Raw genomic sequence first — 26572 nt, 5'->3', positions numbered from 1 at the left:
GTGGCTAAATCCTGTCACAGCGGAAACTGGCCAGTTCCCGTTCCATGGCTTCATCCATCAGGTGGATGAATTGGGCCAGGGGATATTCGGCGCCGCAACCCGTGCAGCGAAACGATACCGACTGTCATGTCCGTTTCAGCTGCAGGGGGTGATGGCAGTGTTCACATATGGGGTTGTCCTGGGGCATGCCATTCTTTCCGTTGATTGGGGCAGGGAGGCGAGTCGTCCCGTCACCTGGCCGGTATGAACTTGAAAGCAAAGGCGTTTTATGCCATCTGGCGGCGGTTTGCAAGTCAAGAGGCGCGTTTCCCCGATTGACAACGGCGGGCAATTGGGCCATGAAGATGCTACCGGTACCCACCGGAACGAACAACCCGCAACAATCGGATTAACGCTAAACAGATAGAGGATGGGGGGATGGTCCCATTGAAGTGTAAAGGTTTTCGGGCCGGTGGTGTTGCCGCCGGTATCAAGAAGAACGGCGATCTCGATCTGGGCCTTCTGGTTTCCGACCGACCGGCCCGGGTGGCGGCGGTCTTTACCAAAAACCGGATTCTGGCCGCACCCGTAAAGTTGAATCGGGAGCGGGTCAAGACCGGCATGGCCCGGGCGGTTATCGCCAATGCCGGCAATGCCAACTGCGCCAACGGTTCCGAGGGAATGGCGGCGGCCATTGCCATGACCGCTGCCGCTGCCCACGCGTTGAACGTGCCTGACGAGCAGGTGCTGGCCGCCTCCACCGGGGTGATCGGCGCGCCGTTTCCCAACCAGAAGGTGGCTGCGGCCGTGCCCGTGCTGGTCGGTGCGCTGGATGAAGACGGCATTTTGGATCTGGCCCGTGCGATCATGACCACGGATACGCGTCCAAAAGCGGGTGTCCGTGAAGCGGTCGTGAATGGCGCGCCGTACCGGATCGTTGCCGTGGCCAAGGGCGCCGGCATGATCCGGCCGGACATGGCCACCATGCTCTGCTTCGCCTGTACCGATGCCGACGTGGCCCTTGATGACCTGCAGGCCGCTCTGAAACGATCCGTGGATCTTTCCTTCAACCGCATCACCATCGATGGAGACACCAGTACCAACGATACGGTGATTTTGATGGCCAACGGCGCATCAGACGTTAAAATTGACACGATCGAGGCAAAGGCGAGCTTTCAGCAGCAGCTGGACGATCTGTTGATGGATCTCGCCCGTCAGATGGTCCGGGACGGCGAGGGGGTCACCAAGGTGGTGGATCTCACCGTGCGCGGAGCCCGTTCAAACGATGATGCCTGGCGCATTGCTGATACGATATCTCATTCTCCGTTGGTGAAAACCGCATTTTTCGGCCAGGACGCCAACTGGGGGCGGATTTTCGCCGCCGCCGGGCGTGCCGGCGTGGAACTGGATCCGGATCGCCTGGATCTCTATTTTGATGACGTTCAGATGACCAAAGGCGGCACGGGATGTGGCGACGAGGCCGAGGCAAAGGCCACCGCCGTGCTCAAACAGCCGGAATTTTCCGTGACCCTCGATCTCAACCTGGGGGAGGGGACGGCCGGCATGCTGACCTGCGACTTCTCCCTGGATTACGTGAAGATCAACGCTGACTACCGCTCCTGAAGGGACATGGGAACCCATTATCATGACACGGGTGCGGCTGCAGAAATTTCTTTCCGAGGCCGGTGCCTGCTCCCGGCGCCAGGGGGAGGGCCATATCCTTGCCGGACGGGTGAGCGTCAACGGCAAGGTGGTCACCACACTCGGCACGCGGATCGATCCGGACAACGATGTGGTGCGTCTCGATGGCTCTGCCGTGACCCGGACGCAGCGGCACATCTATGTGATGCTCAACAAGCCCCAAGGGGTGGTGACCAGCTGCAAACACCGGGGCGAACCGGTGGTTACGGACCTGGTGGACCTTCCGGACCGCCTGTTCCCGGTTGGCCGTCTGGACAAGGGGTCCACGGGCCTGCTGCTGTTGACCAACGACGGGCGGATTCATCACCGCCTCTCGCATCCCTCCTTCGATCACGAAAAAGAGTACGATGTGACGGTGCAGCGGCCCATTGGCGACGATGCCCTGCGGTCCATGGCGGAGGGCGTTTTGCTTGGCGCGAGGGTGACGCGGCCGGCCCGGGTGCGGCGTCTGTCCGCCAAACGGTTCCGTATCGTTCTGATGGAGGGAAGGAACCGCCAGATCCGTCGCATGGTACAAACGCTTGGCAACCGGGTCGTGCGCCTTCACCGGATCCGGGTGGCGGCCCTGAAACTGGGCGGACTCAAGCGGGGTGCCTGGCGGCACCTGGACCCGGGAGAGCGGAAACGGCTGTTAGATCAGCTAAACCTGAGGTAACCATTGATGCATTACGAAGGCCCCATCTATCGGCCGCCCAGCGAGGCGGATTCGCTGCTGGTCCAGGCTACCGTCGGTTGCCCGCACAATCGTTGCACTTTCTGTATGGTCTATAAAGGCGGGCCGCGCTATCGGGTGCGGCCGGTGGCCGATATTGTCCGCGACCTGGACGAGGCGGCCGAACGGTCCGGCGGTGAGGTGAGAACTCTATTTTTCCCGGCGGGCAACACCATCGCCATGCCCACCGATGCGCTGTGCCGGATCTGCCGGCACGCGCGCAAGGTTTTCCCGCACCTGGAACGGATCACCGTTTACGGATCCAGCCAGTACATTCATAAGAAAGGGCTGCACGGATTGCAGCAGCTGGCCGATGCCGGTCTGACCCGTATCCATGTGGGTCTCGAATCCGGCAACGACGCCATTTTAAAGGCCATCCGCAAGGGAACGACCGCGGCCGAGCAGATCGAGGCCGGCCAGTGGACCCTGGCCGCCGGCATCGAACTGAGCCTGTACGTGATCCTGGGAATCGGCGGGGTTGCCGGCAGCGTTTCCCACGCTACCTCGACCGCCGATGTGCTGAGCCGCATCGTTCCCGATTTTATCCGCTTGCGCACCTTCGTGCCCAAGATCCATACTCCGCTGCTGCAGATGGTCGAAAACGGCAGGTTCCAGATGCTGGGCCCCCATGGGGTGCTTCGGGAGGCGGCCTTGCTGATCGGGCATCTCGATGCCGACGCGCAACTGACCAGCGATCACTACACCAACTACATTAATCTTGACGGCCGCCTGCCCGAATGCCGCAATCGGCTGCTGGGCGAGATCGACACAGCCCTCAAGCGGCCGGAACGTGACTTCAGACCGTTTTTCGTGGGCCACCAGTGATCCCCTTCATGCTGCCCGCCTAACCGTATTTCGCTTTCATCCCGGATGGATATACGCTATATTGGCACAAACCGGTTTAGCGCTCAAGAGATGCCGCGGCCTGCCGATAGGATGAAGCAGACCATGCGGTATGTGTGCATACCGCATCCGCACGCCGATCCGAATGCTGCCGAAAAATAGAGACGGTGAAAAAACCGCTACAACGGTGAGGAGATATCAGGAATGTTGACGTTTGAGGGACTATCGGAAAAAAAAGAGAAGATCGCCGTGGTGGGACTGGGCTACGTGGGGCTGCCCCTGGCCGTTCACCTCTCCCGGCATTTTAGCGTGGTGGGGTACGACTACAAGGCCAGCCGCATCGATGAACTCAAGGCCGGCAGGGACCGGACCCTGGAGGTGAGCGATGCGGAAATGGCGACTGCCTCGGTCATCTACACCAACGATCCCGAGACCCTGAGTACGTGCCGTCTGATCATCGTGGCCGTGCCCACGCCCATCGACCAGTACCGCATTCCCGATCTGACGCCCCTGCGCAGTGCATCCGAGATCGCCGGACAGCACCTGGCCAAGGGCAGCTGTGTGGTCTTCGAGTCAACGGTTTATCCTGGGGCGACCGAAGAGGTGTGTGTGCCGATTCTGGAAAAAAACTCCGGCCTGGTTTTCGGCCGGGACTTTACCGCGGGCTACTCTCCGGAGCGGATCAACCCCGGAGACAAGGTGCACACCGTGGACAAGATCCTCAAAATCGTTTCCGGATCGGACGACGCCACGGCCCGCCTGCTGGAAAAGGTCTACGGCAGCGTGGTCAAGGCCGGCATCCATGTGGCACCGAGCCTCAAGGTCGCCGAGGCCGCCAAGGTGATCGAAAACACCCAGCGGGATCTGAACATTGCCCTGATGAACGAGTTGGCCATGATTTTTGACATCATGGGCATAGACACCATGGCGGTGCTGGAGGCGGCCGGCACCAAATGGAACTTTCTGCCCTTCCGACCCGGACTGGTGGGGGGGCATTGTATCGGGGTCGATCCTTACTACCTGACCTTCAAGGCCGAATCCATCGGCTATCATCCCGAGATGATTCTGGCCGGCCGACGCATCAACGACGGCATGGGCAAATACGTGGCCGAACGGGTGGTCAAGCTGATGATTCAGGAAGGCAAGCAGATCAATCACACCCGGGTGGGCGTGCTGGGGATCACCTTCAAGGAGGACGTTCCCGACCTGCGCAACACCCGCGTTACGGATATCATCGCCGAGTTGGAGGATTACGGAATCGAGGTGCTGGTCCATGATCCCCTGGCCGACCCGGAAGAGGCTCAGGCCTACTACGGTGTCGACCTGAAGTTGCTGGACGCTTTGAACGGCGTGGATGCCCTGGTGGTGGCCGTTGCCCACCAGACCTACCGGGAGATGGGCCTGGCCGGCCTGGCCGAACTGTGCGGCAATGGGCGGCCGGTGGTGGTGGATGTCAAAAGCGCCTTTGACCCCCGGGCGGCGGGTGACCACAACATTACCTATTGGCGGCTGTAGCCGCCCGCCGGCTCACCTTCGTGGCGGGAACGCCGGTCAGAGCGCCGGATCAACGCCGTATTCATCAATGGCAGGGAAGCGGCGGTCCAGGGCATTGCATGCGCCAATGAGTGCTTGGGGATGCCGATTCAAATGCCTGAACCGCCGGCGGTTTTTCCTTCCATGGGACCGGATTACGCATAATAGCCCACGAATTCACCGCATCGGCTGTTGAAAAAATCCATGGCTTCTTCAACCGTGTCGAAAATGATCCAGTCCCTCCGCAGGGTCCGGCCGGCCCGTTGCCGGATGCGCTGGATCTCGGTGTTTCCGAAATACTCGAAAAAATCATGGTAGCGGCTGGTCAGTTCGTGTTTGCGCATGATCGTCCTCCTGGTTAAGGGGTTTTTGTTGGTATGGTTGACAGATTAGCACCCGGTTGTGACAGATCCGGTCACACGGCCAGCGATTTTTTTTACAGTGGCTTAAAAAAACAGGAGAACTCGCATCCGCCATGGTCCTTACGGGGACTGCACGGGCAGACGCGGTGATGCGGGGTATCTTGAGAGGATAAAATCAAAAAAAGGGAGGAAATCAATGATGTCGAGAACGCTGATGGTGGTGGCTTTTCTAGGTTGGGTGGTGGTGGTCGGCGGCACGCTTGCCCATGCCGGGACTGAGATCGATCTGCAGGATGGCATGTGGGAAATTACATCCCAGGTCAACATGCAGGGCATGACCGTTCCGCCGGTCACTTTTTCCCAGTGTATCACCAAGGAAAATGCCGTGCCCCAAAGCAGTTCGCCCGGCCAGGAGGACTGCACGATCACGGATATGCAGACGGTTGGTAGCACGGTGTCATGGACGATGCAATGTAATACGCAAGGGGGGGCGATGACCGGCAAGGGCAAAATCACTTACCATGGCGACCGTTTTGATGGCGAGATGAAGACGGAGACCATGGGGATGGTAATGATCACCAAAATGAGCGGAAAACGGACCGGCCCCTGCAAGTAGGCATGGTTAGGGCCAGGATTGCGCCGTTTCTTCAACCTGCCTTTGCTTGACGATTCCAGTGAATAACGCCGGCGCGGCTTGAAAATGGCCGTATCGGCGTTATTTTATATTGTTCCCGCCGTTTTAAGGGCAATTTGACAAACGTTCGGGCACCCGATAAAGTTATACCATATTTTCACCTGATTGAATCATATCCGGTGCGGTCTGTGGGGCGAGACCATTTTTTTCCGTTATAAACATGGCGGAAAAAAGACGAATGCTGTGAAAACGGCCATGGTCAATTTCCTTGCCTTAAGATTTGTTCATGCCTTCTGACTGTTTCGTTTGGGTGTAAAGAAATTTTAACCATGGGACAGACGGACACGCAAAGGGGGATGGCCCTTTCATCCCGGGCCTCTGCTGCGCGTGTACGTTGGCCGTTTACCTGCTGCCCGGGAATTATCTGATAAGGAGAACCGTATGACAGAGCATGTCCATTTTGAAGTCGGTGAAAAGTATGAAAACATGAAAGGCGTTTTTGAAGTGATTGCTATCCATAGGGACTCTATGGATATCCGTTGGGAAGACGGGGAAGAAGTCTCTACACCCATCGCCCTGCAGCAGCGTATCATCGAAAGAATGCGCCATGAGCAGGAACTGGAGGATGCACAAAAAGCTGCCCGTACCAAAAAAGCGAAAGGTGGGGGGGCAAGCGCGGCCAAACCGTTTGAGGGGGTTGTGGATGGTGACTTTTCCGATTCAGTGACCCGCACCACCTGGCGGGGAAGGGGGCAACTGGGGGGATCGCTGGCCCGCCAGATGAAGGGGGGCGAATTCAAATTCAACTCATGGGCGGTCATGCGCAAACCCGAGGTCCATTGGTTGGATATGAAAAGACAAAAACAGTCGGATTTGCCGCTTCAGGCGAAATTCTATGCCCGGCTGGAACCCAAACAGCTTTGCTTCGGGTTTCATCTTCCGCGTAGCGTGGATGCGGCAGTGAGCGATAAAGGCGATTGGCAGGCGTTAATGACGTGGCTGGGTAAAACGGAAAATGAAGATTGGCTGAGAGAGCTTTGTACCTCTTTGCAGCTGGTGGTCTGCGACCTGACGGGAAAGGCTTTTACCGGTACAATAGAAGCCTGTGAGGGTGCATGGAGCCATCATCAAGGTGACGGCGATGCGACGGCCATTGATGGCCTTTGTCATTTTTTGTCGTCTGCAGCGGAAAACAGCCCCGTTGATTTGAGAATCGAAAAACGTCTGGAAAAATCGGCAGCAATTGGAAAGGAAAAGGCGATCGTCACGGAACTGGCCAGTTTGTTCGAGAGTCTCATTCCCTTGTATCGTGCAGTGGCCGCCAGTGAATCCATGTCGGCCTGAGCGGAGACGGATGGCGTGGGTTGAAATGGTTTTTATTGTCACGCAAACGATTACGGTTCAACGAACCCGCCGACTGCACCGGGGTCGCAATCGCGGCTGACGATCCCGGTGCCGCCAAATTTAAACAAAAAAAGTGCCCATTTCCGGGTAGACATTTTACAAAATGGCTTGACCCATACCGCCAGTCGATATATTATCATCAATCATGACGGTACCTTTTTGATTTAAACGTTTCCAACGCCGATCTGTTGTTTCATGCTTGCTGAAATCCTTTAATCCTTCTCGAATTGCACGTTTCTGCACCACCGTCCGGGTTCACCAATCGTCATACTTTGTTCGAAAAACAGGGCGTCGTACGCCAACAGGATCAATTCGTATTACCGGCTAGTCCCATTACCCGATTGATGCCTGAATGGGAAGATGGCCCAAAAAATACTTTGCCCATCAGTGACCGAAGAAACGATCCCCCTAATTCCATTTCCCCTGCTGGATGAAAGGCTTACGGATGGAAATGGATGGGGGCTAACCCCGGAAAGGGTATAGAATGCCACAATTGCGGGAAAAACGAAATTTCGTACGTCATCGGGGAGACGGTCAACTCACGTTACTCCACACCCATGCAAATGCCAGACATATCCAAGGCAGCCTGATTAACTTCAGTGAGCAGGGTATCAGTTTCTTCAGTTATCGGCCGGTCACGCCGGGAACAACGGTGATCGTCCGGGCCTCCGGTGAAAACTACCGCCAATTGCCGCCGGGTGGTCAGTGCCTGCTGAGATCAATGGGTTTTTGTACGGTCAAGTGGTGCCAGGAAACAAAAAGGGAGGGGGTACCCATGCATGAAATGGGTGCCGTCTATGTGATGCCATATTGATGGAGAAGATTCTGGCGCTCTCATTTCTGATTACCATCGGCGTGACCATTTTTATGGAGGGGCTACACAAGCATGTGCCCAAGGCCTATATCTATTTGCCCATGGGCTTTGCCCTGATGGTTGAGATTCTGCAGATGCGCTACGAGCACAACCGGCAGCGGCTGAAAGGCTGATCCGCATGCCGGAGGCGATCACGCTGGTGCTGTCACCCGCCGAGGCGGCGGATTTGGACACGATCCGTCGGTCAGCCAGGCGTAAGCTGGGCCATCCGGTCGCAGCAGACCGGATCGTGTTCACGCGGCGATCCATTGACGCCAGAAAGCGTCCCATCCGGGTCAACCTCGGACTCAGTGTATACGATGACAATGAGCCCATGGATGCGCAGTGTCCCGTATTTCAATACCGGAATGTGGCGACCGCTGAACCAGTGCTCATTGTCGGGGCCGGGCCTGCGGGGTTGTTCGCCGCCCTGCGGCTGCTCGAGTTGGGCCTCAAACCGGTGGTCGTCGAGCGGGGCAAACCGGTGGGTCCGCGTCGCCGGGATGTGGCCGCGCTGAACCGACGCGGTATTCTGGACAGCGACTCCAATTACGCCTTTGGCGAGGGCGGCGCGGGAACCTTCTCCGACGGCAAGCTCTACACCCGATCCAAAAAGCGGGGTGATCATAAACGCGTTCTGCAGCGATTTTACCAGCACGGTGCCGATGCCGCGATCCTTTACGAGGCCCATGCCCACATCGGCTCCAACCGGCTGCCCGGCATTGTGCAGGCCATGCGCGAAACGATCCTCCGACATGGCGGCGAGATCCACTTTCAGCAGGCGGTGGTGGGACTGACCATCATAGGTGGGCGGATCGCTGGAGCTGTTCTTAGGGATGGCGGCCGTCTGGCGGCCCGGGCGGTCATTTTGGCCACCGGTCACAGTGCCCGGGATGTTTACGGCATGCTTTTGCGCCAGGGAATTGCGCTGGAAGCCAAGGCCTTTGCCATGGGCGTGCGCGTGGAACACCCCCAGGAGCTCATTGACCGCATCCAGTACCACGGCCAGCCCCGGGGCGATCATCTGCCGGCCGCCGCCTACCGTCTGGTCCAACAGGTGGACGGCCGCGGGGTATACAGCTTCTGCATGTGTCCCGGCGGGTTTATCGTGCCGGCGTCCACCGAACCCGATCGCCTGGTGGTCAATGGCATGTCTTTCGCCAAACGCAATTCGCCGTTTGCCAATGCCGGTATCGTGGTGGAGATCACCCTGGACGACATTCCCGGGCTGACGTCCGGAGGCCCGCTGGCCGGGCTGGATTACCAGGAGACCCTTGAAAGGCTGGCTTTTCAGAATGGCGGTGGCGGAGTAGTGGCGCCGGCCCAGCGCCTGGCCGATTTTGTTGCCGGCAGGCCCTCCAGCACGCTGCCGAAGTGCTCCTACCCGCCAGGGGTGACGGCCTCACCGCTTTCCGCTTGGCTTCCCGCGCCCATTGGCCGTCGTTTGCAGGCCGGATTCAAAGCTTTTGATCGACGGTTGAAAGGTTTTCTCACCAACGACGCGGTGGTCGTGGGGGTGGAATCGCGAACCTCGTCGCCGGTCAGAATTCCGCGACATCCGCAGACATTGCAGCACATCGACCTGGACGGGCTGTTTCCCTGCGGCGAGGGGGCCGGGTATGCCGGCGGTATCGTTTCCTGCGCCGTGGACGGCGAGCGGGCGGCCGAGGCGGTGGTGAGCTATCTGATCTGAATTCCCACATTTTTTTCGTTTCCTTTTCCTTCGAGATCCTTTAGGATTAAAAACTGTTTGTGAATCGGGCTGCCGATGATGATTGGCGGGATACTTTCCGGATTGAGAGAAACTTGCACGATAAAGATATATTGTGATTAACCCATTTTCCATCCTCTTCCGCTATCTGTTTTTGGAGATGCTGCCGCCTTTTTTTATCAATATGGCTTTTTTCTCCTTCATCTTCCTGATGAAACAGATTCTCGACATCACCGACATGATCGTCAATCACAATGTCGGCATCGGGCCGGTGTGCCTCATGCTGATTTATACCATGCCTTACTTTCTGCAGTATGTCATTCCCATGTCCGTCATGATGGCGGTTCTTCTGGCATTATTGCGGATGTCCAGCGATAACGAGATTATGGCTCTCAAGGCCGGCGGGGTGAGTATCTACCGACTGCTGCCGCCGGTTCTGGCTTTCAGCCTGGTGGGTACCCTGTTGACCGGCTGCATGACCATTGCCGGTGTGCCCATGGGGGCCCATCGGTTCAAAACGCTGCTGTTCGAGGTCGCTACGGCAAACCTGAACGTTAGCTTGAAAGAGCGGACATTTAACGATAGTTTCAAGGATGTGATGATTTACGTTAACCGCATTGAGCCGCAGAGCGGCCATTTGCAGCAGGTGCTCATCGAGGACAGCCGTGCAGGCGGTGCCGCGAATACGGTGGTTGCGCGGACCGGCGAACTCTTTGGCGAACCGGAAAAAATGCTCTACCAGTTGCGGCTGTTCGACGGCATGATCAGCCAGGTGGATCCGGTGAAGCAATCATCGTACACCATCCACTTCAAAACCTACGATATCCGGCTGGATCTCAAAGGTGCCATGTCCGCGGTGAATATCTCGAAAAAACGGATTAATGAAATGATGCTCAAAGAACTGCGGGCCTACTTGCAGCGCCAACAAAAGAAAGGCAGCGGCTACAGGCGGGCACTGATCAAATATCACCGCAAGTTCTCCATCCCATTCGCCTGCCTGGCGATGGGACTTTTGGCTGTACCGCTTGGTATCCAGAACCGCCACTCAAAAAAATCCTTTGGCATCGGCCTTGGCCTGTTCTTTTTCTTATTTTACTACATCCTTTTGTCAGTCGGCACCACCATGGGTGAAAACGGGTACTACCCCCCCGTGGTTGGCATGTGGATGCCCAATGCTGTGCTTGGTGGATTTGCTATCTTTCTACTTTCAAGGGCGACCAGAGAGAAATCGGTTGATTTTTTCTGGTTTGGAACACTGATCAGCGGCGTCGCCCGGCGTTTGGCAAAGCAATGACAATACTTTACCGTTATGTAACCCGTGAAATTTTAAAAAGCTTTTTTATCGTATTGGCGGCAGTGCTTAGCATCTATTTGGCCATTGATTTCATTGAAAAGATCGATAATTTCATGGAGGCTGGCATCCCGGCCATAAGGTGCGTTGTCTATTTACTGTACAAGCTGCCATTCATTTTTGTCCAGATCGCTCCCGTCGGGTTTCTGCTCTCTATTCTCATCGCTTTGGGACTGATGAGCAAAAATCATGAGGTGATTGCCCTGAAAAGCTGCGGAATCGGTAAAATGCGGCTCGTGCAGCCTACTTTTACGTTGGGTGTTCTGTTTTGCGGCCTTATGTTCTTGGTGGCCGAATTCGTTATGCCCCACCTGATGGATAAAGCCAACCGCATCTGGCTTCATGAGGTGCGCAAAAAAAATATTTACGCAACGAAAATGAATGATATCTGGATGCGTTCCGCAAAACAGATTATTCACATTTCAAGGTATGCGCCTCAACAAAAGCGGGTCACAGGGATCACGCTTTTCACTTTCGATGAAGCCTTTCGGCTTGTCCAACGGATTGATGCACGGTCAGGCCGCTTTGCAAATCAACACTGGCGGCTTGATAACGTAATGCAGCAGGATTTTCAGGACGGGGACGATGTACAGCGTGTAACGATGCACAAGCAATGGGTTGCCAACATTGAACTCAACCCGGACGACCTGGCCCAGGCCGCCAAACGATCCGATGAAATGGGGCTGGCTGAACTGGGGCGATATATCGACAAGGTCGAGCAGGAAGGGTATAGTGCAACCCGTTATCGGGTCGACTATCAATGCAAAATTGCAACCCCTTTTGTTTGCATTTTTCTCAGCGTGTTAGGCGCTGCACTTGCTCTGCGCGGCAAGTTGCGCGAGGGGTTGCCGGTGAGTATTACATATGGATTGGGAGTTGCCTTTCTCTACTGGATTTTCAATGGTTTTTGTATATCCTTGGGGTATGCTGAAATGGTTCCCCCGCTGGTGGCTGCCTGGGCTGCCAATCTTATTTTTTTGTGCGTATCTGGGTTTCTGCTTCTCAATGCTCACTGAAAAAGAATCTCGAAAGCGGAAAGATTACACGGTGTCAAACCTTTCGCATGTCGATGTCAGCAGTGCCTGATCAATTTTTGCTTTTACCACCCCCGCCTCTATTTGGCGCATGCACCAGCGGTCTGGTATAGGGCATTTTCTTTTATAACAGGGGCTGCATTCGGGTTTGACCTGTACGACGAGGTGTTCGCTTCCATAAGGGGCAGTTAGCGTTGGATCGGTGGGACCAAAGAGCGAGACATAAGGCGTTTTCACCGCACCGGCCAGGTGGCCGGGACCGGAGTCCGGTCCCACGGCTGTCCGAGCGGCTTTTAGAATGGCAGTTAATTCCAGAAGAGAAGTTTTTCCGACCAGATCGACCAGTTTTGGATGTCTGATTATACGTGTTAACTGTTCGGCTGGTTCGGTTTGGGATCGGTCCCCCAAAAGCACAACCCCTATCTCCCCGGACTCCAGGATACTTTCAACCAGTTGGCGATATCCTTCGAAGACCCAGTCCTTGGAGTCCCACGACGATCCCATCACAACCGCTACAAAGGATTCGGTCAACTGCGCCGAGATATGGGGTCGGACCGCAGCTATATCCAAGGATGAGAATCCGAAATCCAGGGATTTCGGTTCGGGAAGACCCAGATGACGGGTAAACCGAATATAGAGATCGAGCTTAGACAACCCGCCTGGCGAGTAATCGATATGCTCATTGTTCATCAGCCAGTTGAACTCCTTGGCATTGCGTCGGTGAAACCCCACACGGCGCTTGGCTCTGGAGAGAATCGAGAAAAATCCACTTTTAAAGTGGCGCTGCAGGTCCAGGGTGATGTCGAAGTTTTCTTCGGACAGTTCTCTGTAGAGGTCCTTGACGGCGGGAAGTCCTCGGGGCCGATTGAACACGATTAACCGATATATTGCAGGATGAAAGCGAACCACTTCGGCCCATTTGGGTTCGACCAGCCAAGAGATTTTGCTTTTGGGACGGTGATTCTTGATGTGGGAGACTATGCAAAGTCCCCGGGCCACATCCCCTAAAGCTCCCATGAGAATAATGAGAATCGATGGGGCTGACGGCAGGTGTTTACGGTACATGATCGGGTTTCCTTGGTTCCGTTGGTTCGATAATTTTTTCAAATTCTTCTGCCAGTCTGTGATAAAGAGACGCAGGCAGGTCGTGCTTAACGACCGCACGCTGCCAGCGACGCAGATACTTTTCCTTTAACCCACGGCTGCTTTTATACAGTCGGGCTTTGTCGAAATCGATGAAATAAACCCGGCCCTCCGGATTCACCAAAATGTTTCCCGGATGCAAATCCACATGCAGGATGCCGTGAACGATGAGTTTGTTTATCTGGACGCAGACTGTGGTCATCAACCTTCCGGCGCCGATTTCATCTGTGAGACAGAGCTGGGCTAGCGTTTTGTGACCCTCGACGGCCCGCGTGACCAGCCAAGCCTGGTAAAAGAGACGACCCTGGTGCGCATAGGCAATGGGCTCTGGTGCACTGATTCCCAAACTTCTAACTTTTTGAAATAGATCAAATTCCCTTTGGGAACGGGTGGGACCCCATCGGATGTATCTCTTTTTGAGAAAATATCGAATGATTCCGCCGCGGGTATAGTACTTGACGGCTATGTTTCCAATCTGATCCAGGTGTGTAAAGCGGACAGAGCACCTTCCTTCAAGTGCGGACGATGACGGCTGGATCGGTTGACGGAAGAGGCGACCCAAAAGTGCCACCTGCTTGTCGGAAAGCGGGCGCGCTGCGCAGATTGCATAGGCGTCGTCGGTAAGGGCTTTGAACATGCTTATGGACCACAGTGGTTGGTTGAAAATAATGAATCGAAGTTTAGGCCTTATAGGAGAACGGAGCAGGGACTGTCAAGCATGCAGCCACTCGATTGTTTTAGGAAGAAGCCAAGCAAAGGGTGGGAATAAAAAGTCCGGGCCGCTTTGCGGCACTGGTTCAGTTGAATAGGTGATTCAATAATATCAACATATTATGGCAGATCTGAAAAACCCGTCCTATTGAGCACAACTATCTGTTATGAAAGGGTAAATTGGCACGCCCCCATCTAAATTACCTATTGAACTGAACCAGTGCCCGCTCTGCAACCTGGTCGGAAAACCACAATATTCCAGCGGTTTTTTTACACTATTGTCTCAAGGTATCTAATCTATTGGGTTGGCAGCCCAATATTGACACCTGGAAGCCTTTGGGATAATCAGAGTAGCGCTTTTTAAATAGCGGTCTTCAAAACGAAATTCCATTGTGCTGAGACGACCCATTTTTTATAATATTCGTAGGAACACAGCACTTCTTAAGATAGAAGGTGCCATCAATAACCAATTGAAACAAAATAGAATCATTATAACACGATGGGATGTTATGAGCCTTTTAAAAAAAATACTTTCAAGGATTCCCACCAGACATGTGATCTGGGTAGGACGATGCTTGGGAATGCTCGCTTACTTTTTAGATGGGCGGCATCGCAGCATCGTTAACACCAATCTGAAATTTACCAACCCCCTGTGGTCCCGGGGGACGATTCGCCAGCTTGCGGGACAGGTATTCCAGAATTTGGGGGCCACCTTTTTCAGCATATTGCAGATCAGCTGTTTCACCCGACGGCAGATCCTGGATGCTGTCAAGGTTCGTGGTGAAGATAACGTACTAAAGGCCTTTGAAAATTCCGGCGGAGCGATTGTGATCTCAGCCCACCTGGGAAACTGGGAAATGGGGCTCCTGTTTTGCTCCTGCTACATGAAGCAGCCGATGGTCCTGGTGGTCCGGCCCATTGAATTTCGTGTGATCGACCGTTGGCTTAATCGATTCCGGACGCGTTTTGGCAATGTGACGATCAATAAGAAAAACGCCCTGCCTCATCTTAAGCAAGCCTTGCGTCAAGGCTCGGTCGTGGGATTGATGATTGACCAGGAACCCAAGCACAAGGATGGGGTGGATGTCGATTTCATGGGGCGCACGGTCTCAACCACGCCTGCAGTGGCATTGATGGCACGCCGTTATGGCGTACCGGTTTTTCCGACCTACTGCATCAGAGAAAAGAACGGTGACTTGACTTTCGTGATGGAACCGCCTTTGAATCTTCAAAAAACGGCTGATATCAAATCCGACTTGCAAGCTAACACCCAGACGATGACCCATGCCATCGAAAAAGCTGTCCGGGCATATCCCGATCAATGGTTTTGGTGTCACAAACGGTGGAAAAAGTATTATCCCCATTTATACAAGGATCTTTTGGTCCGACAAAAACGCCGTGCAAAAAAACGAGCGATGCGGATGGCCAAACCATAATCGCAAATTCTGAAAAAGCCTCATTTATTTAATGGACAACATGTCTTTTTTCCCGGAGTAGCTTAATGGATCGTTTTGTTCAGGGCAGTGTTGCGTTTTTCCGTCGGATGGAAGATGTGCGACTTCTTGCGGCGGTAATTGCCCTGGTGGTTGTGTTTATCGCCGTGAACAAGCCGAATACGTTTAACAAAGATGGCATCCTTTATTTAGAAGCCGCCGAAGCGTTTGCGGACAAGGGGCTGGATGAAGCAATGTCCGTTTATCGGTGGCCGTTTTATCCCATCGCTATCGCACTGGTTGGTAAACTGACCCATCTGCCTATGGAACTCACCGCGCATGCGTTGAATGCACTCCTGTGTGCTGTTGTTGTTACCTCTTTCATCACCATACTCAAGGAAATGGGGGCCAGCAAAAGTGTTCAGGTTCTGGGATCCATTATCGTTCTCAGCCATCCGCGTCTGCAGCACTATCATCATTACATCAGTCGCGACTATGGTTACTGGGCCTTCTTGCTTTTATCCTTGGTCCAAATGATGCGATATTATCACCAGTTGTATTTTCGTCATGCCCTGGGCTGGGGATTCTTCATCACGATGGCGGCGCTTTTTCGACCGGAAGGTTTTGTGCTCATGTTCTTTTCGCCATTGGTTTTGCTTTTCCGGACGGGCACGGGGGCATGGGGCCGATTGGGTGGTCTGTTGAAGCCATATGGTTTGTTCCTGGTTTTTATTCTGCTGGGGGGGATATGGGAGTTGACCCGTGTTGGGGCCCCCCCCTTCCCGCTGAGTCGTTTTGGTGAATTTTTGAAGCAGTTAACCAACGGTCTGGCAATGGTGAACGAGAACCTGAACGCAAAGGCGGCCATTGCCACTGGACAATTGTTGCCTCCTTATTTGACAAAATTTAGCCGTATCATGATTATCAGCGGACTGGCCGGGATCTTTTTTTATCAATTCATTACCGCGCTTTATCCGCTTCACGTCTTGCTATTGGGTTATGGAATTGGCAAAGCAGTATTCCCGGATGCAGGTGGCAGTAAAAAAGTGATTTATGTCTATGTGTTGTTGTCTCTTGTGATTCCGGCTGTGTATCTATATCAGAAGTTTATCCTGTCCCACCGGTTTTTAATGCCCTCCATTTTGCTGCTTCTTCTCTGGGTGCCTTTCAGCGTTCATCACATTTTCCAACTCTGGCAAAACCGGCCAAAAGGGTTTTCACGAATAAAAATTATCTTCCCGCTAATGGCGGCATGGCTGTTGGTCATGTTTGTTTATATCCTTATTCCACCTCGCGGGCTGGATTCCTACATTCTTGATGCTGGGACCTGGTTAAAAACACATATGCCACCTGATGCAAGCCTGTATACCAATGAAGTGAAACTTGCCTATTATGCCAAGCGAAAATACAAGCAATTCGATGTGCTCGAAAAGAGTAAAAAAGGGTTCTGGGGACCAGGCGATTATATTGCCTTGAAGGTATACCCCAAGGATTACGAAAATGTTAGGTCGCGTTTGGCTGCCGCGAACCTGACACCGATAAAGACAATGAAAAACAAGGAGGGGCGCCGTGTCGTTATTGTAAAAATCGCCAATCCCTAATAAATTTTGAGCCCCCCTCTTTAAAAAATATAAATTTGCTTTTCTTACTTCCAATGGATCATATCAATAAACGCGCGATTATTATCCACGGAAAAAAAATCACCACGCCATTTAATTTGGAGTTAAATGGCAGCGATGCGTTGTTAGAGTGCTTAGAGCTTCTTCGACTCGTTCCCGGAAAGCGTGCTGTCTTGCTTTCCCGGTGGCATGGAAAACTCGTGGTAGCCAAGCTGTTCCTCGCATTTTTCAAAGCCGGGATATATGCAAAAAAGGAAATCGCAGGCAAAAAAATGTTGGACTCGGCCAACATAGCGACTGCCGAAATTGTTTATAGCGGATCGACCATTGAAGGTAGGATAAAAGTTGTCATCTTTGAATATATCCATCCTTCAAAAATGCTTTCTGATGTTTTGCTTTCAGACCAAGATTCGAATCGATACCATGAATATTTAAAGAAACTTGTTAAGTTGATTGCCAGATTTCATGAAGCCGGGATTATTCACAGCGATCTCCATCTTGATAATTTTCTTGTTAAGGAGAAAATCCTGTATGCCATCGACGGTTCTTCGATGAAGAAAGGAAACATGGGATTTCCGCTCGGTACAAAGAAGAGCCTGAGAAATTTGGCGGTTATTTTTGCTCAACTAAATATTCAGGACATGGCTTTGCTAAAGGAACTTGTCGATATTTATTTCTCCGTTCGATTTTTGAAAAGTAAAGAAAGATCGGAAATATTCTTGAAAAAGAGTATTGATAAAAGGCGGAGAATTGTATCTAAGGGTTATTTAAAAAAAAATTATAGGGAATCCACAGAAACAGTTTGTAGAAAATCATTCTCGTCATTTGTGCTTTGCAAAAGGGATCATTATACCAAGTCCATGGAATCATTTTTAGGCAACCCGGACATTGCTTTCGATTCACCTGAAATGATCATGCTTAAGAACGGTAATTCAACAACCGTCGTTCGTTTGACTGTTGATGGTATGGACCTTGTTATAAAACGATACAATGCAAAAAATATTTTTCGCGGTTTCAGACATGCATTTAAAAAAAGTTATGCGGATCGTTCATGGGGTGCGGCTCATTACCTAATAAATAATGGTATCAAAACCGCCCGACCGATCGCAATGAAGGAGATGAGAATTGGGCCTTTTAGAGGAAAATCGTATCTGGTTTGTGAGTACATCGATGGAATAAATGCCTTGGATTATTTTATTGATCCCGCTTTCAAAGATAAGAAAATTATGGCCCAAAAGGTTGTCGGAATATTCAATCAGCTGGAATTATTGAGGGTGAGGCATGGGGATATGAAAGCTACGAATATTTTGATTTATTATAACAATCCATATTTAATAGATCTCGACAGCATGGTTATCTATAAAAACAATGTTCTCTCTAACAGAGCACACCGCAAGGATGTAGACCGATTCATGAGAAACTGGTCGGAGCATCCGAAAATAAAAAAAATGTTTTCTCCTTTGTCATAAAGAATGCTTATGTTCAATAAACAACTTTTGTAGAATAATCAACCGAATATATTTCATCTTCATCACAGATAAAACACCATTTTTTAATTAAATGGTAGAAAAAGGATCTACAATTGACATCAATTTCTGTGGTTATACCGACATATAACTATGGTCATTTTATCCGTCGTGCAATCGATTCAATCCTTAACCAAACGGTATTGCCCGGGGAAACCATTATTGTCGATGATGGTTCTACTGATAATACTGAAAAACTATTATTAGATAACTATCTGCTAACTTGTAATGAGCATATAAAATACCTAAAAAAAGAAAACGGCGGCCCTGCATCTGCCAGAAATTTTGGAATTAAATCTGCTACGGGGGAATATATATTGCTGTTGGATGCCGATGACAGTTTGCAGAAAAATGCTGTTGAACTTCTTACGGATAAAATCAAACAATTTCCTGATATTGACATGATTATCGGAGGTTGTTTTTCTGTTACACCTTCACATCACAAAAAATATCGGCCAGCTCCTATTGTGAAAGAGAGTAGGTTCAATAATTTTAAGGCTCTTTTAAACAATAAATTTCCTATATCCTGTGGTCGGTTCATAGTAAAGAAATCCATATTGGAAAATATTAAATTCCCCGAACATTTGCGTCATAGCGAAGACCTCAGCGTTTTTGCCCACCTAATTGCAAACTGCAATATTATCACTGTTGATGCACCGCTTATTAGCATGTATCATCACGATGATAGCCTGCGTCATAATCATCATTTTGCAAAAGAATCTGGGCTGCTCGCTGTCGATGAAATATTTGATAAAACGATACTACCATCCGAATATTTTAGATTGAAGTCTTCTTTTTATGTACATCGATGCTTATCTATTTTTAGAATGCTTTACAAGTCCAGAAGATATGATGAGGCCAAACATTACTACAAAATGGCTTTAAGGCGATCTTTTTGGGTCTTGTTCAAATGGCGTTATTTATCGAAATATATTCGCATGCAATTCTATGCTATATTAAAGTTGAAAAACCGGTTTATTCGAAAATTTCCTTCTTAAAACTTAATAATATTGAAAGGATAAGGATTTCTGTATTGTTCATTAGGGTTGTTTCAAAATAATCATTAATAGGATGCGATTATGAATGATAACGCAGAACCAAAAGTTTCTATTATTATACCCCACTACAAGACAGAATCCTTGGTTAAATTATGCCTTCGTTCTATTAGGTTCTTTACACAACTGCCTTATGAAGTAGTTGTCATTGATAATGGCTCCGGTGACGATCCGTCTCTTGATTATCTAAGGCAGGTTGATTGGATTAAACTCATTGAACGAACTGGGAATATCAACCCTGCCCCTGACGGTGCTCATAAAGAGGCAATGGATATTGGCATTAGTGAAAGTTCAGCCCCTTATATCCTTTCATTTCATACTGATACTATCCCTGTTCATGAAAAATGGCTGGATTGGCTTCTTGAACAGATAAATACCGATCCTAAAGCATCCGCTGTAGGGACATATAAATTGGAGATTAAATCACCGTGGCAACTCCTTTTTAGAAAAATTGAAAGAGCCTTGATGATTAGGCGAAAACCGGAAGCAGGAACTAAAGATAATCCTTACTACATTCGCAGCCACTGTGCTCTTTATAGGCGGAAGATATTGGAAAAATTAAATTTGCATTTTGTATCCAATGAAACAGCCGGACGCAATATTCATTTTGGTTTAATAAATTCAGGATTTGAAGCCAAGTTGCTCTCAGTAGAAGAAATGTTACGCTATGTCGTGCACTTGAATCACGGAACAATGGTACTTCAACCTGATCTCGGTGCCAGAAAGAAAACCATCCGAAAGGGAAAATCAAGAATCGATACCTTCTTTAAATCGGTCTCTATCAAAAATATTTACCAAGATGAGTCGCTGGACAGGTAGCGCTCTCAATACGAACCGTTTGGCGACAGAAAAAACTTGCTTGCGCCGTTATAGCGGCTGATAAAGGCAGCTTGGAAAAAAATTTGATTTAGAAATCAAATCATTTAGCGTCCATGAAATAGTCTACCTAATGTAAAAATCAAGAATGTTACGGATTCGACGTTTATCTTTACTTAACAATTTGTGGCAGCGACGGTAATCCATATAAAAACGCAAGCGCTGGGTGCGCGACAGGCATTTTCGGGCAATTATATCCAAACAGGCCAGGTCTTTGGTGAACCAGCGGTTCGCCAAGGGGCCGCGCCGAATCTGGCCACTGGGACAGTCGATAAGAAATACCCGGGGGGCCGCGTCCAACGTGACCAGAATATTGCGCCATTTAAGGTCGAGGTGGCCGAAACGGTGCTGGTGCAGTCGGCGTGTGTAGTCTGCAATCTGGTGACTGACATCGGCAACCCAATGCCGATCCGACAGCAATCGGTGGTTGATGGCATACAATTGAGCGAGGTCCGCAGTGCCCTGCAATTCTGCGGTGACCATGGCTCCTTTTTGGAAAATACCGTAGCGGATTGCATGCCCGCAAGCGACCAAGGGAGGGATGGGGATGCCGAGACTTTCAAATAAAAGGAGGTTTTCCCATTCGGCGCGGATACGGCTGCGGCCGATCCAACGCCGCAATTTCTTACCGCCGGCAGAGTAGGTTTTGACGTAAAAAGACCGGTTTTCAACAATAACTTTGGTAACCTTACTAATCGAACTGGAGGTGACGGTTTCGCCCTCGGCAGAACATGTTGTCTCCAGGGATTCGAATGCCTGGGCGGCCGGTGTATTGATAAAGGCAGGATTTACGTACCAGAAACTTGGCAAAACGCGCCCCCTTCTTGGAGTCAGCAGCACTCCCTTCTTATCGTTTCCGTTGGGCCTGGTCTCAGACGAACAATTCCGGATGTTTTCGGCGGAATTCACGATATACCGCCTTTCCCCGACGTTCAACCTGCTTCCAGAACCGTTGCTGGCATTGGAGCGTATCGCGCCATTGCAGGCCGCTATAGACGGACATGAAGCGCAACCGATCCCGTTGGGTCAGCCCGATATCCAAGCTGGAAAAATAGAGTCCGGCAACGTCCTTGACCCGCCAGCGCCTTCTTAAGCGCCGGTTTTGGGTGGCCCGGTGGAGATCGATGAGGAAAAGATTTGCCAATTTCCCATTATCATCCAGCGGTGCACACGCGATATCCAAAAGAAAATGACAGATATACAGATCTCTGTGAATAATACCATTGCCATGCAGCGTTTTGGCTACTTCAGCCACCCGTTGCACCAACGCCCGTTTCAAGGCCGCGGAGGGCGGATTGGATGGCCAATACCGGCAATAATCTTCAAGGCTTGTTGTGGGCTTCAATTCTTCAGTGAGGATGAAAGATTCGATCTTTGCCGGATTGCGGCCTCGTCTGCCGTAGCCTACTACACGCATCGTGGGAATACCGAGTTGGTGAAGCCGCTCCACTGCCCGCCATTCGTTTGCAGCGCTGACAAACGGTCGTCGGAATTTCAACAGACAGGCAACTAACGTTTTCCATCCGATACCGGAAAACACCTTGGCAAAATAGCTTTTACCGGAATGCTCGAAGCGAAATGTGCGCCGTCCTTCTTTCTCCCGGTACACATGACCGTCCATGTTTCGGAGCAACTCATAAATATCTTGATCTTTCCAATCGCTGCGAAAGGGTTCTTCAAGCATCAGCATGGAACCGTCGCCTCAATGAAATCCACCGCACGTGCATGCATGCTGAAAACATCGTGCTCCAGAACATATTTCTGGCCATTTGCCGACCAGTTAGACCGTCGTGTGGATGTCAGCATTTCCGCAAGCGTGCGGTTCAGCGTATTTTGGTTGAATGGAGAAGGAACCAGCCGGCCGGCGCCAGCCTGTTGGATGTAGGAACTGTAGCCGCAAACGTCGGTTGCCAGGACCGGTAACCCGGCTGCCATGGACTCGATCAGAACGATTCCGGCGGTTTCACGATAGGCCGGATGAAGCAAAAGATCTGCGCTGAAAAGAAATCGGGGAACATCATGGCGCCCATTGAAAAAGTGAATTTGGTTGCTAATGCCCAAGCGACGAGCCAGTCTGCCGAAAGGCCGGAAATTGTCCTTGCCTATAATCACCATTACCGCTTTGTCGCGGATCGCGTCCGGAAGCCCGGCAAATGCCCGCATAGCCCGATCAGTCCCCTTGGTCCGAAAACCCGAACCAACCATGAGGACCATATGTGTCTCTTCGGTTATCCCCAGTTCCATTTTTACTTGGCGGCGGATATCTTCAGTGTTGTGAGGCGCCAGGCGGTCTCGTTCAATGCCCGGCGGTAATAGGTGAAAACGTTCTGAAGGGGTCGCGTAGTAGCGCTGATAGGTTGTCCGGTCTTTCTCAACGAGTAAAAGAATACGACTTTGCGAATCAGGTTTAAACACTGCCCGTTCCAATGCAAGATAGTTTCTACAGCGGCCGGTGAAGCGATACCAGAATGGCTTTCCCGCCGCCCATTCGGCAAAACAGCTGTCGCCGGCAAAATAGTAGTCCAAACCGGGCATTTTACTGAAGCCCACAACGGCATCATAGTTTTGGTCCTGCGTATGCCGGAGTACTTCGCTGGCCAGAGCTATCCGTCTGCTATGGTTGCTCAAGGCTCTTGAGGGTATTGCTCGGACGTTCAGACCGGAAGGGATGTCTCCCTGCCAGGAGCGGGTAAATACGTCCACTTGATGGCCTCTTTCCAGACAGATGCCAGCGATTTTAATAAAATCTCGCTGAAGCCCGCCGAACGGGAAGTATTTGATCAAGGCGAAAGCTATTTTCATCTTTGTTTGCTGAACGTGTAAACAACAGTGATGTTGAATTCAAGCAGCGTGCGAATCCAGTAATTCATCACACGCATTCATTACCTGTTCCACGGAAAGCTGCTGCATACAGTTCGCATGGCTGCACTTTTTGAGATAGCAAGGCGCGCAGTCCAAATCGTTTCGACGTACCACGCGGCTCTGATGGTTTTGGGGGCCTACATAATACGGATCGGTCGGGCCGAACAACCCCACTACCGGTATATTTACCGCCGATGCCAGATGCATCACACCCGAATCGATTCCCACAAAGAGGGCGGCCTTGGTTAACAAGGCGCAGAGGGCCCGCAGTCCGATTTTCCCGGATAGATCCAGTGGCAAAAAGGTATCGTCGGATTTTTGTTTTAGCGCCAATTGGATGATGCGAGCGTTTGCCTTTCCGTTTTCGGCCGATCCGACAAGAACCGGTGTAAAACCATGTAGTTCCCAAAGCCGGCCCATCAGCCGGGCAAAGTTTTTTTCGAGCCAAGTTTTGGTCTGCCTTCTTCCGGATGCCCCCGGAGAGATGACCACAAATCGTTGGGGCAGTTCAAGTTCGTGAATGTCCGCATCTGTGGGGATCAGTCCCACGTAATTGTCCTGAAAAATTTGAATATTCAAACGCTTTAGCAGTTTTGCATTGTTGCGCCAGCAGTTGTGGCCTTGGACCGTTTCTTTGATATCCAGACCAAAATCCCAAGGAAAATGGGAAAATCCGACTTTGACATCGGCGTTGCTGAAGGTGGTCATGATCAGGCTTTCTTCGGAGCGAGGCAGACAGAAGAGTAAATCGTACCTTTCGTTGCGCAGGGCTACCAGCAAGCCTTTTTTATCGCTGATTGCATCTGGACGCGGGATAATTTTGTCCACATAAGGGGACCCTTCCAGCAATTCCATCAAGTACGGTTTAACCACCGAGTGGATGACTGCATCGGGAAAATTGGTCCGCAAGGCTTTCAAAAGCGGCATTGAAAAGACCAAGTCCCCGATCTGATTCAGATGTATGACGCAGATTTTCTCAGGATTCATCGGATGCCGTTACAAGAAAAAATTGTCATCCAAAATGGTTTCGATTTCGTCAATACTTTCCACGGAGCGGATGAAATTCTCCAACCACCAGTTGACGTGGTGGTAGAAACAGCCGATATCACAACATTCGGATGCGGCATCAAAGGTGTTGATGGATTCCGACAGCCTTTGTTGGGTTTCCAAGAAGGCTGCTTCAGAACTGTAGCCGGCCTTTGTCCCGATTTTGGCCTTTTCCACGCCGCGGAAAGCAGGGCAGTGAAAGATGCCTGCGGGTGAAAGAACGGTCCTGAAAAATTGCATATGGCACATGTTCGGTTGGTGTTTCAATGCATCGATCCGGTTTTCCAGTAGAGCCCGCAAGTTGACGCTTTCCAGGACCTTGACCGTATCGCCGCCAGCTTTTTTGGCCTCTTCCAAATTGCGTTCAATGATTTGTCGGATGCGGTTTTCAGCCTCCTTTTTAACGCCATGCAACAGGGTCTCCTTTTCCGATTCAGGCAGTCGCAACAGGCACGGTTTGAAAGAGACATAGTCAAAGTCGTATGCGGCCGCCAATTGGACCGCTTCGGCCATCTCGTCGAGATTGGAGGTGAGCGGGTGACCGTTCACCGAGATTCCGTCCCATACAATTACGAAGGAGTAGCCTAAAGATATGGATGGATTGACGCCTTTGAGCCGGGCTGCAGGCTCCAGCACATCTTTCAGGGTTAGCCCGCTTTTCGGCCGATGCATGCTCTCGAACGTATCCTGGCGGGCAGCATCAATCGAAAGCCGCACCCAGTCGTGTTTTTCCAAGATTTCGGCCACCCGGTAAACCCTTTCCAAACAAGATCCGTTGGTGACGATACCAAGTTGTAGCCCCTTCTGTTTGATGAGGGTGACCACTTTTTCAAAATCTTTGTGCAATGTCGGTTCTCCACCTCCGAGGATGATAATGGAGAGAAGGCCTTCGGGAATGAGTGTGTTCAGGATGCCGTCGATCGTATCCAGCGTTAACGCCTCGCCGGAATTTAATATTGCCGCATCCACACAGTGGGGACAAGCAAAATTGCAGGCGGATGTCAAATCCAAATTGATGGAGACTGGCGAAAATAACGGTAGTTCCGTTGGCTCTTGTCCCTCGACCTGCTTGCGCCGATGGTCGATATAGGCCTTGAGCCGTTCGATGACTGAAGCCTGCTTCAATTTGGCCGCAAAATCGTGTTCCCGTTGTTTCAGTTGCTTGGTTTCTTTCATTCACTTGATTCCCAATGGTCGAAAATGCGTTTGATGAGCAAAGTGGTGTCTACGATATGGGTCCGGCCGATTTTTGGCTGCTCCTGTTTTTGGACGGACGCGATAAAGTTCTGGACCGACAGTTCCAGCGGGTCGGCAACTTTGCGGATGGTGTCTTCGTATTGAAAAGATATTTCGTAGGGTTTCAGCGTTACCCGGCGATGAATCGTGCAGTGATTCCAACCAAAGGAGAAGGGCCGAGGCTGCTGCAGGTGCCGATTTAAGCAGATCTTGAAATTGCAATCGGTTGTATGCGCCCGATAGATTCCAAGAATAGTTATCTGTCCTTCCCTTTTCTCGATCCGGAGGTCCCCGATTTCTCCATTTCCAAGTAAATTGTAGATCAGACTCAAGGCATGTGGAACCGAGTCGGGGATCATGTCCTGCCCGTCCACCATGGGGGACAGGGCAATCGAAAAATCGACCGCTGCTTCCGGGCGAATTTGGCCGCAGAATCGTTCGTACACGGGCTGCAGGAAGGGGCATTGGGAGTTCATGGCGATTGTGAGCCGACGGTGTTCGCCATCCTGGAAAATTTTGTCGAGGCAACCCAAGATATCTGGTGTGGCGGGATCAATGAACGGCTTTTCACAGAAAATATGGAGCCCGGCGTCGATGCATGCCTTCAGGTATGGCAAATGGGTATTTGTGGGGGAAGCAATGACTGCGATGTCCGGACATTCCTTATTTGTCAAGGTGTCGATTTTGGTATAGCTGCGGGGGACGCGGCCGTCATGTTCCAGCGCTTCGGCAGCCTTGCGGGCAGATTCATCGGTGGATCCCAAAACAGCAGAAACATTGGCACCGTGTTTCTGGAAGAATTTGCCGATGAAACGACCGATGCCGTTATTGGTTCTACCCGCACCTATGACAGCGACGTTCATGCTTGTTGCACCATTTCACTTAGAATTGCTCGGCCTGCCGGCCGGCGATTTTTTCCTGCTATGCGTAACCCTGAATAAACAGCC

General features: G+C 51.3%; 26 protein-coding genes. 16 read left to right on the top strand and 10 right to left on the bottom strand.

Annotation, left to right across the window (positions count from 1 at the left end):
• Nucleotides 1–4 precede the first annotated feature (4 nt).
• Nucleotides 5–187 (bottom strand): dual CXXC motif small (seleno)protein, encoded by a 183-nt coding sequence (locus tag GN112_RS35540; RefSeq protein WP_462477453.1) that lies wholly within the window; start codon nucleotides 185–187, stop codon nucleotides 5–7.
• 230 nt (nucleotides 188–417) lie between these two features.
• On the opposite strand from GN112_RS35540, the gene argJ reads away from it, so the two are divergent.
• The 4 genes from argJ (at nucleotide 418) to GN112_RS04970 (ending at nucleotide 4750) form a co-directional block, all read left to right on the top strand.
• Complete coding sequence (gene argJ / locus GN112_RS04985; RefSeq protein WP_197743258.1) at nucleotides 418–1602, top strand: bifunctional glutamate N-acetyltransferase/amino-acid acetyltransferase ArgJ; 1185 nt, start codon at nucleotides 418–420, stop codon at nucleotides 1600–1602.
• Between the two features lie 22 nt (nucleotides 1603–1624).
• Nucleotides 1625–2335: a pseudouridine synthase gene (locus tag GN112_RS04980; RefSeq protein WP_155309219.1), complete on the top strand. Its 711-nt coding sequence runs from the start codon at nucleotides 1625–1627 to the stop codon at nucleotides 2333–2335.
• A 6-nt stretch (nucleotides 2336–2341) separates the two neighbouring features.
• Entirely contained in the window at nucleotides 2342–3217 is an 876-nt protein-coding gene (locus tag GN112_RS04975) for a radical SAM protein (protein WP_155309218.1), read from the top strand.
• A 222-nt stretch (nucleotides 3218–3439) separates the two neighbouring features.
• Nucleotides 3440–4750: a nucleotide sugar dehydrogenase gene (locus tag GN112_RS04970; RefSeq protein WP_155309217.1), complete on the top strand. Its 1311-nt coding sequence runs from the start codon at nucleotides 3440–3442 to the stop codon at nucleotides 4748–4750.
• A 173-nt stretch (nucleotides 4751–4923) separates the two neighbouring features.
• Here the strand turns inward: GN112_RS04970 and GN112_RS04965 are convergent, their stop codons facing one another.
• Nucleotides 4924–5112: a hypothetical protein gene (locus GN112_RS04965; protein WP_155309216.1), complete on the bottom strand. Its 189-nt coding sequence runs from the start codon at nucleotides 5110–5112 to the stop codon at nucleotides 4924–4926.
• A gap of 214 nt (nucleotides 5113–5326) precedes the next feature.
• Between GN112_RS04965 and GN112_RS04960 the strand changes: the two genes are divergently transcribed.
• From GN112_RS04960 to lptG, 7 genes are all read left to right on the top strand, one after another.
• On the top strand, nucleotides 5327–5746 hold the full coding sequence (locus GN112_RS04960) for a DUF3617 domain-containing protein (RefSeq protein WP_155309215.1): 420 nt from the start codon (nucleotides 5327–5329) through the stop codon (nucleotides 5744–5746).
• A gap of 459 nt (nucleotides 5747–6205) precedes the next feature.
• Nucleotides 6206–7108: a hypothetical protein gene (locus GN112_RS04955; RefSeq protein ID WP_155309214.1), complete on the top strand. Its 903-nt coding sequence runs from the start codon at nucleotides 6206–6208 to the stop codon at nucleotides 7106–7108.
• Nucleotides 7109–7652: 544 nt separating this feature from the next.
• Nucleotides 7653–7982, top strand: a complete 330-nt coding sequence (locus GN112_RS04950) for a hypothetical protein (protein ID WP_155309213.1) — start codon at nucleotides 7653–7655, stop codon at nucleotides 7980–7982.
• Nucleotides 7982–8155 (top strand): molecular chaperone DnaJ, encoded by a 174-nt coding sequence (locus GN112_RS04945; RefSeq protein WP_231716936.1) that lies wholly within the window; start codon nucleotides 7982–7984, stop codon nucleotides 8153–8155. Before GN112_RS04950 ends, GN112_RS04945 begins: the two co-directional genes overlap by 1 nt.
• Before the next feature lie 5 nt (nucleotides 8156–8160).
• On the top strand, nucleotides 8161–9714 hold the full coding sequence (locus GN112_RS04940) for an NAD(P)/FAD-dependent oxidoreductase (RefSeq protein WP_155309212.1): 1554 nt from the start codon (nucleotides 8161–8163) through the stop codon (nucleotides 9712–9714).
• Between the two features lie 133 nt (nucleotides 9715–9847).
• Nucleotides 9848–11026: an LPS export ABC transporter permease LptF gene (gene lptF, locus GN112_RS04935; protein ID WP_155309211.1), complete on the top strand. Its 1179-nt coding sequence runs from the start codon at nucleotides 9848–9850 to the stop codon at nucleotides 11024–11026.
• Entirely contained in the window at nucleotides 11023–12099 is a 1077-nt protein-coding gene (gene lptG / locus GN112_RS04930; protein ID WP_155309210.1) for an LPS export ABC transporter permease LptG, read from the top strand. The genes lptF and lptG overlap by 4 nt, the downstream gene beginning before the upstream one ends.
• 24 nt (nucleotides 12100–12123) lie before the next feature.
• Here lptG and GN112_RS04925 read toward each other — a convergent pair whose 3' ends face one another.
• Nucleotides 12124–13182 carry a glycosyltransferase family 9 protein gene (locus tag GN112_RS04925; protein ID WP_155309209.1) on the bottom strand — a complete coding sequence of 353 codons (1059 nt, stop codon included), beginning with the start codon at nucleotides 13180–13182 and terminating at the stop codon, nucleotides 12124–12126.
• Entirely contained in the window at nucleotides 13172–13897 is a 726-nt protein-coding gene (locus tag GN112_RS04920; protein ID WP_155309208.1) for a lipopolysaccharide kinase InaA family protein, read from the bottom strand. Before GN112_RS04920 ends, GN112_RS04925 begins: the two co-directional genes overlap by 11 nt.
• Nucleotides 13898–14480: 583 nt before the next feature.
• On the opposite strand from GN112_RS04920, the gene GN112_RS04915 reads away from it, so the two are divergent.
• From GN112_RS04915 to GN112_RS04895, 5 genes are all read left to right on the top strand, one after another.
• Nucleotides 14481–15407 carry a lysophospholipid acyltransferase family protein gene (locus GN112_RS04915; protein WP_155309207.1) on the top strand — a complete coding sequence of 309 codons (927 nt, stop codon included), beginning with the start codon at nucleotides 14481–14483 and terminating at the stop codon, nucleotides 15405–15407.
• 65 nt (nucleotides 15408–15472) lie between these two features.
• Entirely contained in the window at nucleotides 15473–17005 is a 1533-nt protein-coding gene (locus tag GN112_RS04910; RefSeq protein WP_155309206.1) for a hypothetical protein, read from the top strand.
• A gap of 35 nt (nucleotides 17006–17040) precedes the next feature.
• On the top strand, nucleotides 17041–18492 hold the full coding sequence (locus tag GN112_RS04905; protein WP_155309205.1) for a lipopolysaccharide kinase InaA family protein: 1452 nt from the start codon (nucleotides 17041–17043) through the stop codon (nucleotides 18490–18492).
• Between the two features lie 113 nt (nucleotides 18493–18605).
• Nucleotides 18606–19547 (top strand): glycosyltransferase family 2 protein, encoded by a 942-nt coding sequence (locus GN112_RS04900; RefSeq protein ID WP_155309204.1) that lies wholly within the window; start codon nucleotides 18606–18608, stop codon nucleotides 19545–19547.
• Nucleotides 19548–19628: 81 nt separating this feature from the next.
• The gene (locus GN112_RS04895; protein WP_155309203.1) at nucleotides 19629–20423 is read left to right on the top strand and encodes a glycosyltransferase family 2 protein; all 795 of its coding nucleotides are present in this window, start codon (nucleotides 19629–19631) and stop codon (nucleotides 20421–20423) included.
• A gap of 123 nt (nucleotides 20424–20546) precedes the next feature.
• Here the strand turns inward: GN112_RS04895 and GN112_RS04890 are convergent, their stop codons facing one another.
• The 6 genes from GN112_RS04890 to GN112_RS04865 form a co-directional block, all read right to left on the bottom strand.
• Entirely contained in the window at nucleotides 20547–21290 is a 744-nt protein-coding gene (locus GN112_RS04890) for a lipopolysaccharide kinase InaA family protein (protein WP_197743257.1), read from the bottom strand.
• A gap of 61 nt (nucleotides 21291–21351) precedes the next feature.
• Nucleotides 21352–22170 (bottom strand): lipopolysaccharide core heptose(I) kinase RfaP, encoded by an 819-nt coding sequence (gene rfaP, locus GN112_RS04885; protein WP_155309202.1) that lies wholly within the window; start codon nucleotides 22168–22170, stop codon nucleotides 21352–21354.
• The gene (locus tag GN112_RS04880; RefSeq protein WP_162458787.1) at nucleotides 22164–23006 is read right to left on the bottom strand and encodes a glycosyltransferase; all 843 of its coding nucleotides are present in this window, start codon (nucleotides 23004–23006) and stop codon (nucleotides 22164–22166) included. Before GN112_RS04880 ends, rfaP begins: the two co-directional genes overlap by 7 nt.
• Nucleotides 23007–23321: 315 nt before the next feature.
• Nucleotides 23322–24269, bottom strand: a complete 948-nt coding sequence (locus tag GN112_RS04875; RefSeq protein WP_162458786.1) for a glycosyltransferase family 9 protein — start codon at nucleotides 24267–24269, stop codon at nucleotides 23322–23324.
• Between the two features lie 69 nt (nucleotides 24270–24338).
• Nucleotides 24339–25565: a radical SAM protein gene (locus GN112_RS04870; protein WP_155309199.1), complete on the bottom strand. Its 1227-nt coding sequence runs from the start codon at nucleotides 25563–25565 to the stop codon at nucleotides 24339–24341.
• On the bottom strand, nucleotides 25562–26488 hold the full coding sequence (locus tag GN112_RS04865) for a Gfo/Idh/MocA family protein (protein ID WP_155309198.1): 927 nt from the start codon (nucleotides 26486–26488) through the stop codon (nucleotides 25562–25564). Before GN112_RS04865 ends, GN112_RS04870 begins: the two co-directional genes overlap by 4 nt.
• Nucleotides 26489–26572 lie beyond the last annotated feature (84 nt).

The sequence above is a fragment of the Desulfosarcina ovata subsp. ovata genome (assembly GCF_009689005.1).
GTDB classification, from domain to species: Bacteria; Desulfobacterota; Desulfobacteria; order Desulfobacterales; family Desulfosarcinaceae; genus Desulfosarcina; species Desulfosarcina ovata.
This window is presented reverse-complemented; position numbering and strand designations above follow the sequence as displayed.

Bases quoted from the DNA above. Each gene is read 5' to 3' on its own strand.
- argJ (WP_197743258.1), top strand. From the start codon at position 418: ATGGTCCCATTGAAGTGTAAAGGTTTTCGGGCCGGTGGTGTTGCCGCC.
- GN112_RS04980 (WP_155309219.1), top strand. From the start codon at position 1,625: ATGACACGGGTGCGGCTGCAGAAATTTCTTTCCGAGGCCGGTGCCTGC.
- GN112_RS04975 (WP_155309218.1), top strand. From the start codon at position 2,342: ATGCATTACGAAGGCCCCATCTATCGGCCGCCCAGCGAGGCGGATTCG.
- GN112_RS04970 (WP_155309217.1), top strand. From the start codon at position 3,440: ATGTTGACGTTTGAGGGACTATCGGAAAAAAAAGAGAAGATCGCCGTG.
- GN112_RS04965 (WP_155309216.1), bottom strand. From the start codon at position 5,112: ATGCGCAAACACGAACTGACCAGCCGCTACCATGATTTTTTCGAGTAT.
- GN112_RS04960 (WP_155309215.1), top strand. From the start codon at position 5,327: ATGATGTCGAGAACGCTGATGGTGGTGGCTTTTCTAGGTTGGGTGGTG.
- GN112_RS04955 (WP_155309214.1), top strand. From the start codon at position 6,206: ATGACAGAGCATGTCCATTTTGAAGTCGGTGAAAAGTATGAAAACATG.
- GN112_RS04950 (WP_155309213.1), top strand. From the start codon at position 7,653: ATGCCACAATTGCGGGAAAAACGAAATTTCGTACGTCATCGGGGAGAC.
- GN112_RS04945 (WP_231716936.1), top strand. From the start codon at position 7,982: ATGGAGAAGATTCTGGCGCTCTCATTTCTGATTACCATCGGCGTGACC.
- GN112_RS04940 (WP_155309212.1), top strand. From the start codon at position 8,161: ATGCCGGAGGCGATCACGCTGGTGCTGTCACCCGCCGAGGCGGCGGAT.
- lptG (WP_155309210.1), top strand. From the start codon at position 11,023: ATGACAATACTTTACCGTTATGTAACCCGTGAAATTTTAAAAAGCTTT.
- GN112_RS04925 (WP_155309209.1), bottom strand. From the start codon at position 13,182: ATGTACCGTAAACACCTGCCGTCAGCCCCATCGATTCTCATTATTCTC.
- GN112_RS04920 (WP_155309208.1), bottom strand. From the start codon at position 13,897: ATGTTCAAAGCCCTTACCGACGACGCCTATGCAATCTGCGCAGCGCGC.
- GN112_RS04915 (WP_155309207.1), top strand. From the start codon at position 14,481: ATGAGCCTTTTAAAAAAAATACTTTCAAGGATTCCCACCAGACATGTG.
- GN112_RS04910 (WP_155309206.1), top strand. From the start codon at position 15,473: ATGGATCGTTTTGTTCAGGGCAGTGTTGCGTTTTTCCGTCGGATGGAA.
- GN112_RS04895 (WP_155309203.1), top strand. From the start codon at position 19,629: ATGAATGATAACGCAGAACCAAAAGTTTCTATTATTATACCCCACTAC.
- rfaP (WP_155309202.1), bottom strand. From the start codon at position 22,170: ATGCTGATGCTTGAAGAACCCTTTCGCAGCGATTGGAAAGATCAAGAT.
- GN112_RS04875 (WP_162458786.1), bottom strand. From the start codon at position 24,269: ATGCCGCTTTTGAAAGCCTTGCGGACCAATTTTCCCGATGCAGTCATC.
- GN112_RS04870 (WP_155309199.1), bottom strand. From the start codon at position 25,565: ATGAAAGAAACCAAGCAACTGAAACAACGGGAACACGATTTTGCGGCC.
- GN112_RS04865 (WP_155309198.1), bottom strand. From the start codon at position 26,488: ATGAACGTCGCTGTCATAGGTGCGGGTAGAACCAATAACGGCATCGGT.